The sequence below is a fragment of the Pantoea sp. Tr-811 genome (assembly GCF_011752535.1).
Lineage (GTDB): Bacteria > Pseudomonadota > Gammaproteobacteria > Pseudomonadales > Pseudomonadaceae > Aquipseudomonas.
In genome coordinates this window covers 16833-29972 of record NZ_VWXJ01000035.1, presented here as the reverse complement: position 1 = coordinate 29972, position 13140 = coordinate 16833, and the positions used below count along the sequence as shown (strand labels likewise).

Genomic DNA, 13140 nt, shown 5'->3' with positions numbered 1-13140 from the left:
GGTGTTCGGCTTCCCGCCGCTGTTGGCGGTGGTGATTCCGGCAGGCATTTGCGCCGTGGCCGGTTTGTGGCTGCTACGCCGCGCCGGTTGATGGCCCGCGCCTAGCATCGCGAGCTGCGCTCGCTCCCACCCGCGAAGAGGCCCGCACAGGCAACAAACCCATCAACTGGTAATCAGCCGCTCGCGCAATTGGGCGATCTCGTCGCGCAACTGCGCGGCGGCCTCGAACTCCAGGTCGCGGGCGAACTGCATCATCTTCTCTTCCAGCTGCTTGATGCGCTTGGTGATCTCCCCCGGTGTACGCAATTCGGCCTCGTAACGCGCCGTTTCTTCCGCCGCCTTGGCCATGCCCTTGCGCTTCTTGCTACGCGCCCCCGGCACCGTGGCGCCTTCCAGAATATCGGTGATGTCCTTGACCACACCCTTGGGCACGATGCCGTTGGCCTGGTTGAAGGCGATCTGCTTCTCGCGGCGCCGCTCGGTTTCATCGATGGCGCGCTGCATGGAGCCGGTGATGTTGTCGGCGTACAGGATGGCCCGGCCGTTGAGGTTGCGCGCGGCCCGGCCAATGGTCTGGATCAGCGAGCGCTCGGAACGCAGGAAGCCTTCCTTGTCGGCATCAAGGATCGCCACCAGCGACACCTCGGGCATGTCCAGGCCTTCACGCAAGAGGTTGATGCCCACCAGCACGTCGAAGGTGCCCAGGCGCAGGTCGCGGATGATCTCCACCCGCTCCACCGTGTCGATGTCCGAGTGCAGGTAGCGCACCCGCACGTCGTGGTCGGCCAGGTAATCGGTCAGGTCTTCGGCCATGCGCTTGGTCAGCGTGGTGGCCAGCACCCGCTCGCCCTGGGCTACGCGCTTGTGGATTTCCGACAGCAGGTCGTCGACCTGGGTCAGTGCGGGGCGCACTTCCACCTGCGGGTCGACCAGGCCGGTGGGGCGTACCACCTGCTCCACCACCCTGCCCGCGTGCTCGGCCTCATAGGGCCCAGGCGTTGCGGAAACGAAGATGGTCTGGGGGCTGACCGACTCCCACTCGTCGAAACGCATGGGCCGGTTGTCCAACGCCGAGGGCAGGCGGAAGCCGTACTCCACCAGGGTTTCCTTGCGCGAGCGGTCCCCCTTGTACATGGCCCCCACCTGGGGAACGCTGACGTGGGATTCGTCGATCACCAGCAGCGCATCGGCTGGCAGGTAGTCGTACAAGGTGGGCGGCGGCGCCCCGGCCGGGCGCCCGGACAGGTAGCGTGAGTAGTTCTCGATGCCGTTGCAGTAGCCCAGCTCAAGGATCATCTCCAGGTCGAAGCGGGTGCGCTGCTCCAGGCGCTGGGCCTCGACCAGCTTGTTGGCCTGCTGCAGGTAGTCCAGGCGCTGCTTGAGCTCGACCTTGATGCCCTCAACCGCCTCCAGCAGGGTTTCCCGTGGGGTGACGTAGTGGCTCTTGGGGTAGAACGTGAAGCGCGGCAGCTTGCGAAACACCTCGCCGGTGAGCGGGTCGAAGGCGGCGATGTTCTCTACCTCGTCGTCGAACAGCTCGATGCGGATGGCCTCAAGGTCCGATTCGGCCGGGAAAATGTCGATTACATCGCCACGCACGCGGAAGGTGGCGCGGGCGAAGTCCATTTCATTGCGGGTGTACTGCAGGTCGGCCAGGCGGCGCAGCAGTGCGCGCTGGTCGAGCTTGTCGCCACGGTCGACGTGCAGGACCATCTTCAGGTACGTCTCGGGGCTGCCCAGGCCGTAGATGCACGACACCGTGGTGACGATGATCGCATCGCGCCGTTCCAGCAGCGCCTTGGTCGCCGACAGGCGCATCTGTTCGATATGGTCGTTGATCGAGGCGTCCTTCTCGATGAAGGTGTCCGACGACGGCACATAGGCCTCGGGCTGGTAGTAGTCGTAGTAGGAAACGAAATACTCCACCGCGTTGTTCGGGAAGAACGCCTTGAATTCGCCGTACAGCTGCGCGGCCAGGGTTTTGTTCGGCGCCAGCACCAGGGTGGGCCGTTGCACCTGCTGGATGACGTTGGCGATGCTGAAGGTCTTGCCCGAGCCGGTAACCCCAAGCAGGGTCTGGTGCGCCAGGCCCGCGTCGATCCCCTCGACCATCTGGCGGATGGCCTCGGGCTGGTCGCCGGCCGGCTGGAAACGGGTGACGAGCTGGAACTCGGACATGACGGACCTCGCGGTAACGCAGCAACTGTAAATTTAGCCAGTAGTCTATACCCAAATGCGCCCGCCCGGGGCCGCTTTCAAGGCCAGACTGTGAACGCGCATTACGGTGGACAGGGCAATTCGACCAATGGTCGAAAATAATTTGCGCAAATCGCCGGAAAACCTGCGCCAGGCTGTCGCAGTGACCGGTCGGTATCACTATACTGACTCCCCGTTTGTGCACCGCTTCAGTGCATTCGGCTGGAGCGTGTACGCCCTATCACTCTCCAATCAGAGCCGAAGTAACAATGAGCCTGTTTTCCGCTGTAGAGCTGGCACCCCGCGACCCTATCCTGGGCCTCAACGAAGCATTCAACGCCGACCCACGCACCGACAAGGTCAACCTGGGCGTGGGCGTGTACTGCAATGAGGAAGGCCGCATTCCGCTGCTGCGCGCCGTGATCGAAGCTGAAACCCAGCGTGCCGCCCAGCATGCCTCGCGCGGCTACCTGCCGATCGACGGCATCGCCACCTACGACCAGGCCGTACAAAAACTGCTGTTCGGTGCCGAATCGCCACTGCTGGCCGCTGGCCGCGTGGTCACCGTGCAGGCCGTTGGCGGCACCGGTGCCCTGAAGATTGGCGCAGACTTCCTCAAGCGCATTTCGCCCAATGCCGTGGTGGCCATCAGCGACCCGAGCTGGGAAAACCACCGTGCGCTGTTCGAAAGCGCAGGTTTCCCGGTGCAGAACTACCGCTACTACGATGCGCCAAGCAACGACGTCAACCGTGCCGGCATGCTCGAAGACCTCAACGCCCTGCCGTCCGGCTCGGTGGTGGTGCTGCACGCCTGCTGCCACAACCCTACCGGTGTCGACCTGACCCTGGACGACTGGAAAAACGTGCTGGAAGTGGTCAAGGCCAAGGGCCACGTGCCGTTCCTCGACATGGCCTACCAGGGCTTCGGTGACGGTATCGCCGAAGACGCCTTCGCCGTGCGCCTGTTCGCCGAGTCGGGCCTGGAGTTCTTCGTGTCCAGCTCGTTCTCCAAGTCGTTCTCGCTGTACGGCGAGCGCGTGGGTGCACTGTCGATCGTCACCGCCTCGAAAGACGAAAGCACCCGCGTGCTGTCGCAGGTCAAGCGGGTGATTCGCACCACCTACTCCAACCCGCCAACCCATGGCGCCACCATTGTCGCCACCGTGCTCAACAGCGCCGAGCTGCGCCAGATGTGGGAAACGGAGCTGGCCGAAATGCGCGAGCGCATCCATGGCATGCGCAAGCAGATGGTGTCGCTGCTGGCCGAATACGGCGCCAACCGCGACTTCAGCTTCGTTGGCCGCCAGGTGGGCATGTTCTCGTACTCGGGCCTGACCGTTGAGCAAGTGGCACGCCTGAAGAACGACTTTGGCATCTATGCGCTGGACACTGGCCGCATCGCCGTGGCTGCGCTGAACCAGAGCAACATCCACGTGGTCACCAAGGCCATCGTTGAAGTGCTGTAACTGATTGATTTGTCAGGGGGAGGCTTGACTTCCCCTTGGCAATCGGTAAGATACGCGCAGATTCCGCGATAGCTCAGTCGGTAGAGCAAATGACTGTTAATCATTGGGTCCCTGGTTCGAGTCCAGGTCGCGGAGCCAAATACTGAGAAAGCCCCCGAATGCGCAAGCATCGGGGGCTTTTTCGTTAGGGTTCGATTTATACAATCCCGGTAGGAGCGAGCGCAGCTCGCGATGCGCCGCAAGAAGCGGCGCTCACCCCAAAGGCCGCACCTGCCTCAGGCCGATCGCCCGATCGGGTAAAACTCCCCCTGGCTCCACACCCCAAGCCACTCCTCACCCTCGATCTCACGCGGCACGGCCAATTCCACCATCTGGTAGAACACATTGCGATGGATCAGCGCCTCAAGGTTGCTGCGCATCAGCACATAGGGCGAAGGCTCCTGGGTGACCGGGTCGATCACCACCCGCAACGGGTGCCCGGGCCCCGCCACCGCCTCATCCTCGACATTGCTGGTAAAGCGCAGCACCTGCTGTTCACCGCTGCCCTGCACCTGCAGGGTCACGGCCACGAACGGCGCGTCATCGACGCGAATGCCGACTTTCTCCACCGGGGTTACCAGGAAGTAGTCATCGCCATCGCGGCGAATGATCGAGGAAAACAGCCGCACCATCGGCTTGCGCCCAATGGGCGTGCCCAGGTAGTACCAGGTGCCATCGCGGGCGATGCGCATGTCGATGTCGCCGCAGAAATCCGGGTTCCACAGATGCACCGGCGCTGGCCCCTTGTGGCTGGGGATTTGCGCCAGCAGATCGTTTGCCTTCCCCGAATCACTCATCGCCCTGCCCTCACTCGCTCATGCCCAGAAGGCTACGAGCGTACGCGCACATCGGGGCGCCAAGCAAATCCTGCGGGGTGTTGTCGTGGAACGTCAACAAACCGCCGCGGCTCTTGATGCGCACCGTGTCGATCAGGTAACGGGTGTTGGTTTCGAGCAGCATCATCTGCACCACGCCGGTGTCCCAGCCCAGGCGGTCGACGGCCTGCTCGTCGTACCATTCGTCGCCATTGCCGATGCGGTCGTCAGTGCGGGCGAAGCGGGTATACAGCACGTAGTCGGCGCCCACAGCACGGGCCTGGGTGATGGCCTCTTCAAGCCCCAGCGGGCCCTGGGCACGGCGCACCAGCGGGAAATATTCGATGAAGCTCTTGAAGGCTTCCTCGGCCACCGCGTTCTGCTTGGGCAGCGGCCCCTTGCCCGGCGGCATGAAGGCGCCCTGGCCAATGAAGATGAACGAATCCGGCTGCAGGCGGATCGACAGGGTTCGGCGGGTGTCGCTGTGATCCAGCAGCCCGGCATCGCTCATGTGGTAACGAACGCCCTCGCCCATATCGCTGACATTCATGCAGCCGCCCAGCGCCATCAGCGCCAGCAGCAAGACCAGGCTACGCATCTTTCCTCCAGTGGCCGGTGACGAAAAACCGGCGAATAGCCGGCGGATGCAGCTTTTGCGCCAGCTTCAGCCGCCGATCACCTTCATCACCGTCACACCCCCGGAAAAGGCCAGCTCCTGCTTGTCGGCCAAGGCCTTGACCAGCAACCGCTGCAGCGCCGGCAACGCCTGGTGGCGCGGTTTTTCCAGCAGGTCGCCGACATAGTGGCGGTTGGATGACGACAGGCAGCCATGCAACCAGCCGGTGGACGACAGGCGCAGGCGCGAGCAGGTACGGCAGAACGGCACGCTTTCGTTGGCGATCACGCCGAAGTGGCCCTTGCCGGGGATCCGGTAGCGCAGCGCGGTGGCATCCACCGGCGCGTCAACTTGCTCGAAGGCATGTTCGGCCCCAATCGCATCGAGCAGCGTATCCAGGCCCACGAATTGCTGGAGGAAGGTATTGGCGTCGCGGGCCAGGTGGCCCATGCGCATCAACTCGATGAAGCGCAGCTCGTAGCCCTGCGCCAGGCAGTAGTTAAGCATCGGCAATACCTGGTCGAGGTTCTGCCCGCGCATGGGCACCATGTTGACCTTGATGCGCATGCCCATGGCGCTGGCCTGCTGCATGCCCGCCAACACGCTTGCCAGGTCGCCGCCACGGGCGATACGGCGAAACGCCTCGGGGTCGAGGCTGTCGAGGGAGACGTTCAAGCGCCGAATACCGGCGCCGTGCAGCTGGGGCAGCTTGCGCGCCAGCAGTTGGCCGTTGGTGGTCAGGCTGATCTCGGCCAGGCCGAGCCGGGCCACCGCTGCCAGGAAGGCGTCCAGCCTGGGGCTGAGCAGTGGTTCACCGCCGGTGATACGCAGGCGCTCGATGCCAGCCGCTTCCACCAGGTAGGCCACGCCGCGCGCCAGGGCCTCGCCCGACAGTTCATCCTGCGCCGCCACCAGGCGCTTGCCATTGGGTACGCAGTAGCTGCAGGCATAGTTGCAGGCAGCGGTCAGGCTGACGCGCAGGTTGCGAAAACGCCTGCCTTGACGATCGACGATCATGGGTGACTCCGGCATGGATGAATCGGGGCTGGCAAAACTTGACTCATGGTTCAAGTTTTTGCAAGCCCCGATTGCTCGGCCGGGTCAATGATTGCTGCCAAGCCCCTTCAGGAGGTGGCGTCTGGGTCACGCTTGCGCTTGTTGCCCATGCGCACGCCGATGTCCATGAGGAACTGGAAGAAGCCCTCCTGGTCCTCCAGCACATTGCTCCAGAATGGCGAGTGGTACAGCGCCACGGCGCCATGCACCAAGGCCCAGGCGGCGCAATAGTGGAAGTACGGCGGCACGTCTTCGAGCTTGCCTTCGCTGATACGGCCTTTGATGAGCTGGGTCAGGCGGTCGAAGTTGGAGGCGCGGATGCTGTGCAGTTCCTCGACCATTTCCGGGACCTGGTTGCCCTTGACCACCTTTTCTTCCAGGCGATCGAACAGCCGGTAGCGCTGGGGGTCGCGCATACGGAACTCGAAGTAGGCGCGCGACAGGGCTTCCTTGTCACGGTCGACATCGGCCGAGTGCAGCAGCGCATTCAGGTCGCGCTCGTAGTCGAGCATCAGGCGCAGGTAGATTTCCGCCTTGGACTTGAAGTGCTTGTAGATCGTGCCTTTGCCGATACCCACGGCGTCGGCGATCATCTCGACGGTGACGCTGTCTTCACCCTGTTCGAGGAACAGCTTGAGGGCTGTATCGAGGATTTCCTGTTCGCGACGGCGAAACTCACGGACCTTACGAGGTTCTTTCTGCATAGGAAGGACTGGATGACATTGAAGCGGTTTATTATGCCTAACTTGCAGCAAATTGCACGGATCATCCAAGCATGTCTATGTTTCACGATGAGTTCGCCATGCGCAGAAGGAGGAAGCGGGGACGGGCGTATTCCAAATCTGTTTAAAAAACGTACAGCAAAGCACTGGCAGCGCGGCCAACCTGGCCAATACTTGAAGTGTCGGCGTCCCACATCCCCCCAAGTGGCGAGCCGATAAAGGCGCTCAGGGACCGCGTGCCTTTGTTTTACTCCTAATGGTCTTAACCCGGATTCCCCCCCCAGAACCCGGGTTTTTTTTGCCCGGGCACAGATCGGCCCTACCGGGCTTGCGCTGATCCGGTAGGAGCGAGCGTAGCTCGCGATGGGGCGCGCAGTGGCCCCAGGGTTTCAGCTTCGCGGCGGATAACGCCGGGGCTGCTTTGCAGCCCATCGCGAGCTACGCTCGCTCCTACAGGGGGGGGTGTGGCCGTCGCCTACAGGGGGGCGTGAGCGTCGCCTAGAGGACGCGGGCCAGCGGGAACAGGCGCTTGAAATTGGCCGTGGTCTGCTCGGCCAACTGGGCGTAACTCACGCCGCGCAGCGACGCCACGTATTCGGCCACTTCACGCACGTACTGCGGCAGGTTCGGCTTGCCACGATGCGGAATCGGCGCCAGGTACGGCGAGTCGGTTTCCACCAGCAGGCGGTCCACCGGCACCTGGCGCGCCACCTCGCGCAGGGCATCGGCATTGCGGAAGGTGACGATGCCGGACAACGAAATGTAATAGCCCAGGTCCAGCGCGGCCCTGGCCATGTCCCAGTCTTCGGTGAAGCAATGCAGCACCCCTGCCTGGGGCAGGCTGGCCTCGCGCAACAACGCCAAGGTATCGGCGCGCGCCGCACGGGTGTGCACGATCACCGGCTTGCCGGTTTGCCGCGAAGCCTCCAGGTGCAGGCGGAACGAAGCCTGCTGCAATTCGGCGGCCTCAGGCTCGTAGTGGTAATCCAGCCCGGTTTCACCAATGGCCACCACATGCGGGTGGGCCAGTTCGCGCAGCAGCCACTCCAGCGCCGGCGTTTCGCCCGGCGCCAGGTCCAGCGGGTGCACGCCCACCGAGCAGTCGACATCGGCGTACTGCTCGCTCAGGGCCTTCACCGCACCGGCATTCTCGGCACTTACGCCAATACACAGGAAATGCCCGACGCCCCGCTCGCGGGCCGCCTGCAGGGCAGCATCGAGCGAGCCTTGGTGGGCGCTCAGGTCCAGACGGTCGAGGTGGCAATGGGAGTCAACGAGCATGGGATAGGTCACACATCTAGAAATGAAAAATCAACGGACGCCTGGCAACTGCATCCAATGGGCCAGCAAGGCTTCCAGCAACAGCACGCGATTGAGGTTGGCCTTGCCCAGCACCTTCTGGCGCTGTTCGAGGATCCACGCCTGCACCTCCAGCACCTTGCCCTGGCGGCTTTTCTGCGCCAGGTACTGCACCACCTTGCGCATGTCGGCCAAGCCCAGCCCGTCCTCGTCCTGGGTCAGCTGGTAACGCAGCACCAGGTGCGACCAGTCGCAGAACCAGTCGAACAGCAGCAACAGCGGCACGCCACTCCAGGCTTCGGCCAACTGGCTGGGCGATTGCTGCTGCTTGAGCAGCTTCTTCACCCCGTCGGTAACCAGCGCACGCTGCTCGCGCACGCCTTGGGCCTGCAGGCTCACGGCCATCAATGGCGAGCCAGCCGCCAGGGTGAGCAGTTCGTCACGCTCGGCCTCGGCGCTGCCTGCCAACGCCTCTGCCAACCAGGCCTGGCTCTGGGCCAACGTCGGTTGCGGGCAGGCGACTTGCTGGCAACGGCTTTTGATGGTCGGCAACAAGCGGCTGGGCTGGTGGCTGACCAAAATCAGCACGGTGTCGCCCGAGGGCTCCTCGAGGCTTTTGAGCAAGGCGTTGGAGGCATTGATGTTCATTGCCTCGACCGGCTCGATCAACACCACCTTACGCCCACCGAGCTGCGCCGTCTGCACCACGAACGCCACCAGTTCACGCACCTGGTCGATCTTGATCGGCTTGTCGGCCTCTTCCGGCTCCAGCACGAAGTTGTCCGGGTGGCTGCCGGCCTTGAGCAACAGGCACGACTTGCACTGCCCGCAGGCATCGAGCCCCTGCGGTTTCTGGCACAGCAAGCGGGCCATCAGGCGCTCGGCCATGGCCCGCTTGCCGATGCCCTGGGGGCCATGCAGCAGGTAGGCGTGGGCATGCTGGCTGCGGCCGGCCAACTGCTGCCAGATGGCCTGCTGCCAGGGGTAGGCCTCAGCCACGGCAACGCCCTGCGATGGCCGGCAACAGCGCGTCGATCTGGCGCTGCACGTCAGCCAGTGGCTGCGCGGCATCCAGCAGGCTGTAGCGCTGCGGCTCGCGCTGGGCGCGCTGCAGGTAGGCCTGGCGCACGGCTTCGAAGAAGGCCTGGCCTTCCTGCTCGAAGCGGTCCAGGCGGCCACGGGCGGCGGCACGGGCCAGGCCCACTTCCACCGGCAGGTCGAAGACCAGGGTCAGGTCCGGGCGCAGGTCGCCCTGGACGAACTGCTCCAGGGTGGCGATGCGCTCGACCGACAGGCCGCGGCCGCCGCCCTGGTAGGCATAAGTGGCATCGGTGAACCGATCGCACAGCACCACGGCGCCCCGCGCCAGTGCCGGGCGAATCACCTCGGCCAGGTGCTGGGCGCGGGCGGCGAACACCAGCAACAGCTCGGTATCGGCCGCCATCGTTTCGTCGCTCGGCGCCAGCAGCAATTCACGAATCTTTTCCGCCAGGGGCGTCCCCCCCGGCTCGCGGGTCAGCACCACGTCCACGCCCTGCTCGCGCAGGCGCGCGGCCAGGTAATCGCGGTTGGTGCTCTTGCCGGCGCCTTCCGGGCCTTCCAGGGTAATAAACAAGCCGCTCACAGGCAGTCCTTAATGGGTTTCGTCAGGCGCAGGCGCTTCGGCCGGCGCGGGCTCGCTGCCTGGCACCTGCTCGGCAGGCTCGGCAGCGTCGGCCGGCGCGCTCTGCGGCGCCGGGCTGGAACGGTAATCGGCACGGCGCTTGAGCTGGAACTCGCGCACCGCACTGTTGTGGTCGTCCAGGTCGTCGGAGAACACGTGGCTGCCATCGCCACGGGCGACGAAGTACAGGCTGGTGCCATCGGACGGGTTGAGGGCGGCATGGATCGCCTCGCGCCCAACCATGGCGATCGGCGTCGGCGGCAGGCCGGTCATGGTGTAGGTGTTGTACGGGGTCGGCTCGCGCAGGTCGGCGCGGGTGATGCGGCCGTTGTAGCGCTCGCCCATGCCGTAGATCACCGTGGGGTCGGTTTGCAGCATCATGCCCAGGCGCAGGCGGCGCACGAACACGCCGGCGATCTGCCCACGTTCCTGGGGAATGCCGGTTTCCTTCTCCACCAGCGAGGCCATGATCAGCGCCTGGTAGGGGTCGCGGTAAGGCAGGTCGGTGGTGCGCTCGGCCCACTCCTTGGCCAGCACTTCGTCCAGGCGCATGTAGGCCTGCTGCAGCAACTCGACATCGCTCATGCCACGCACGAAGCGGTAGGTGTCGGGGAAGAAACGGCCCTCGGGGAACACCCCGGTGTGGCCCAGCTTGTCCATCACCTCGGTGTCGGACAAGCCATCCAGGGTGTGCTTGATCTTTTCATGCTTGGCCACCGCCGAACGCACCTGGCGGAAGGTCCAGCCTTCGACCAGGGTCAGGTTGTACTGCACCACATCGCCGCGGCGCCAGGCATCGAACAGCTGTTCCACCGTCATGCCGGGGCTCAGGCGGTACTCGCCCGTGTGCAGTTGCGTGCCCACCATGTTGAAGCGCCAATACAGGCGCAACCAGAACGCATCGTCGAGCAGGCCGTCGGCCTGCATGCGGTAGAACATGCGGTTGGGGTTGGTGCCGCTGGGCACGTCGAGCAAGCGCTCTTCGGTGACGTGCAAGGGCTGCTCCAGCACGGTGTTGATCTTCCAGGCAGACCAGCCCAAGGCCAGGCCGGCGAGGATCAAACCCATTTCCAGCAGCAGCAGGAATTTGCGTCTCACGAATTCAGGTATCCAGTAACGTACGGGCAACGGCCTGCAGTTTACGGGTGAGCGGGCCCGGCGACCAGTTCAGCTTGAGCGCGGGAATGCCGCGCACCGGCCACACGCCATAGACACTGTTGCAGACGAAGACTTCATCGGCCAGCGCCAGCTCGTCGAAGGCAATGTCACGCACCTGCAGGGCAATGCCCAGCACCTGCGCCTGTTCCAGCAACGCACCACGCATCACCCCCGCCACGCCGCAGCGGCTCAGGTCGGCGGTGTGCAGCACGCCCTCGCGCACCAGGAACAGGTTGCTGTACACCCCTTCGATCACCCTGCCCTGGCCGTCACGCATCAGGCCTTCGGCCAGCTCGCTGCCCTGCCATTCGGCACGGGCCAGCACCTGCTCCAGGCGGTTGAGGTGTTTGAGCCCGGCCAGCAGCGGTTGTTCCGCAAGGCGGGTTTGGCAGGCGAACAGCTGCACGCCGAGTTCGGCATGCTCAGCCGGGTAGCTGGGCAACGGGCTGCCCTGAAGGATACGCCGCGCCATGGCGCCGGCAACCGGTGCATAGCCACGCTGGCTGTCGCCGCGCGTGAGAATCAGCTTGGCGACGCCGTCGCCCAGCTGGCTGGAAAATGCCAGGATTTCCTCGCGCATCCGCGCAAGGTCGGCGTCGATTGCCAGGCGCTGGCAGCCCAGTGCCAGGCGCGCCAGGTGGCCGTCCAGCAAGCTGGGCCGGCCAGCACACACGGCGATGGTTTCGAACAGGCCATCGCCGTAGGCCAACCCACGGTTCTGCAGGTTGACTGCAGCCGCGGGCCCGCCGTCGATCCAGCTCAGCATCAACCGGCGAACCGGCGGAACACCAGCGAACCGTTGGTGCCACCAAAGCCGAACGAGTTGGACAACACCACATCGATCGGCATGCTGCGCGCCTGGTGAGGCACGAAGTCGAGGTCGCAACCTTCGTCTGGCTCATCCAGGTTGATGGTTGGCGGCGCCATCTGGCTGTTGATGGCCAGCACGCTGAAAATCGCCTCCACCGCGCCAGCTGCGCCCAGCAGGTGGCCGGTCATCGACTTGGTCGAGCTGACGGCCAGCTTGTAGGCGTGCTCGCCGAACACACGCTTGATGGCGGCCACTTCGGCGATGTCGCCGGCCGGTGTCGAGGTACCGTGGGCGTTGATGTAGCTGACCTGCTCAGGCTGGATACCGGCGTCACGCAGGGCGTTGGCCATGCAGCGCGCGGCGCCTTCACCGCTGTCCGGTGGCGAGGTCATGTGGTAAGCATCGCCGCTCATGCCAAAGCCCACCAGCTCGGCATAGATGGTGGCGCCACGGGCCTGGGCGTGTTCCAGTTCTTCGAGCACCAAGGCACCGGCGCCGTCGGACAGCACGAAGCCATCGCGGCCTTTGTCCCATGGGCGGCTGGCGCGGGCCGGCTCGTCGTTGCGCGTGGACAACGCCCGCGACGCACCGAAGCCGCCCATGCCCAGGCCGCAAGCGGCCATTTCGGCGCCACCGGCGATCATCACGTCGGCTTCACCGTAGGCGATGTTGCGCGCGGCCATGCCGATGCAGTGGGTGCCGGTGGTGCAAGCGGTGGCAATGGCGTAGTTCGGCCCCTGCAGGCCCAGATGGATCGACAGGAAACCGGAGATCATGTTGATGATCGAGCCTGGCACGAAGAACGGCGAAATACGCCGCGGCCCTTGGTCGTGCAAGGTACGGCTGGTTTCTTCGATGTTGGTCAGGCCGCCGATGCCCGAGCCCATGGCCACGCCAATGCGCTCGCGGTTGGCGTCGGTCACTTCCAGCCCGGCATTACGCACGGCCTGGAACCCGGCCGCCAGGCCGTACTGGATGAACAGGTCGAGTTTGCGGGCCTCTTTGGCCGACAGGTACTGCTCAACCTCGAAGCCTTTCACCGAGCCGCCAAAACGGGTGGAGTAGGCAGACAGGTCCGTGTGTTCGATCGGACCAATGCCACTGCGGCCAGCCAGAATGCCCTGCCAGGTGCTCGGTACATCGGTACCCAGTGGCGACAGCATACCCATACCGGTGACCACGACGCGTCTACGCGACACAGTACTCTCCTTTTCTAATCACAGAGTTTCTTGCCATTGCATTCAAGCAATGGAATGAAATGGCAACAAGCTCTCGTAGCGAGCGAAACGACGCCGGTGG

12 protein-coding genes and 1 tRNA gene are annotated in these 13140 nt (G+C 64.4%); 2 read left to right on the top strand and 11 right to left on the bottom strand.

Annotated features, from left to right (window positions below; translation table 11 throughout):
- Nucleotides 1-162 precede the first annotated feature (162 nt).
- Nucleotides 163-2178, bottom strand: coding sequence for an excinuclease ABC subunit UvrB (uvrB, locus tag F3J44_RS28855; protein WP_167058188.1), 2016 nt, complete (start codon nucleotides 2176-2178; stop codon nucleotides 163-165).
- Between the two features lie 293 nt (nucleotides 2179-2471).
- Here uvrB and F3J44_RS28850 point away from each other — a divergent pair, with 293 nt between their 5' ends.
- Together F3J44_RS28850 and F3J44_RS28845 are read left to right on the top strand one after the other, a co-directional pair.
- Nucleotides 2472-3662: an amino acid aminotransferase gene (locus tag F3J44_RS28850; RefSeq protein WP_370526799.1), complete on the top strand. Its 1191-nt coding sequence runs from the start codon at nucleotides 2472-2474 to the stop codon at nucleotides 3660-3662.
- Between the two features lie 62 nt (nucleotides 3663-3724).
- Nucleotides 3725-3800: transfer RNA gene (locus F3J44_RS28845), tRNA-Asn, on the top strand.
- Between the two features lie 137 nt (nucleotides 3801-3937).
- On the opposite strand, the gene F3J44_RS28840 is transcribed toward F3J44_RS28845, so the two are convergent.
- The 10 genes from F3J44_RS28840 to fabF form a co-directional block, all read right to left on the bottom strand.
- Nucleotides 3938-4498 (bottom strand): DUF1285 domain-containing protein, encoded by a 561-nt coding sequence (locus F3J44_RS28840; protein WP_167277875.1) that lies wholly within the window; start codon nucleotides 4496-4498, stop codon nucleotides 3938-3940.
- Nucleotides 4499-4508: 10 nt separating this feature from the next.
- Nucleotides 4509-5114: a DUF4823 domain-containing protein gene (locus F3J44_RS28835; RefSeq protein WP_167277873.1), complete on the bottom strand. Its 606-nt coding sequence runs from the start codon at nucleotides 5112-5114 to the stop codon at nucleotides 4509-4511.
- A gap of 66 nt (nucleotides 5115-5180) precedes the next feature.
- Nucleotides 5181-6149: a GTP 3',8-cyclase MoaA gene (locus F3J44_RS28830; protein WP_167277872.1), complete on the bottom strand. Its 969-nt coding sequence runs from the start codon at nucleotides 6147-6149 to the stop codon at nucleotides 5181-5183.
- Nucleotides 6150-6256: 107 nt separating this feature from the next.
- A complete protein-coding gene (locus tag F3J44_RS28825; RefSeq protein ID WP_167058205.1) occupies nucleotides 6257-6892 on the bottom strand; it encodes a TetR/AcrR family transcriptional regulator in 636 nt (211 codons plus the stop codon).
- Between the two features lie 516 nt (nucleotides 6893-7408).
- Complete coding sequence (locus F3J44_RS28820; RefSeq protein ID WP_167058208.1) at nucleotides 7409-8191, bottom strand: TatD family hydrolase; 783 nt, start codon at nucleotides 8189-8191, stop codon at nucleotides 7409-7411.
- Nucleotides 8192-8221: 30 nt separating this feature from the next.
- Entirely contained in the window at nucleotides 8222-9208 is a 987-nt protein-coding gene (locus tag F3J44_RS28815; RefSeq protein ID WP_167277870.1) for a DNA polymerase III subunit delta', read from the bottom strand.
- On the bottom strand, nucleotides 9201-9833 hold the full coding sequence (tmk, locus tag F3J44_RS28810) for a dTMP kinase (RefSeq protein WP_167058214.1): 633 nt from the start codon (nucleotides 9831-9833) through the stop codon (nucleotides 9201-9203). The genes F3J44_RS28815 and tmk overlap by 8 nt, the downstream gene beginning before the upstream one ends.
- Nucleotides 9834-9842: 9 nt before the next feature.
- Entirely contained in the window at nucleotides 9843-10970 is a 1128-nt protein-coding gene (gene mltG, locus F3J44_RS28805; protein WP_167058217.1) for an endolytic transglycosylase MltG, read from the bottom strand.
- A gap of 4 nt (nucleotides 10971-10974) precedes the next feature.
- Complete coding sequence (gene pabC, locus F3J44_RS28800) at nucleotides 10975-11796, bottom strand: aminodeoxychorismate lyase (protein ID WP_167277868.1); 822 nt, start codon at nucleotides 11794-11796, stop codon at nucleotides 10975-10977.
- Nucleotides 11796-13040 carry a beta-ketoacyl-ACP synthase II gene (gene fabF, locus F3J44_RS28795; RefSeq protein WP_167058223.1) on the bottom strand — a complete coding sequence of 415 codons (1245 nt, stop codon included), beginning with the start codon at nucleotides 13038-13040 and terminating at the stop codon, nucleotides 11796-11798. Before fabF ends, pabC begins: the two co-directional genes overlap by 1 nt.
- Nucleotides 13041-13140: the final 100 nt, after the last annotated feature.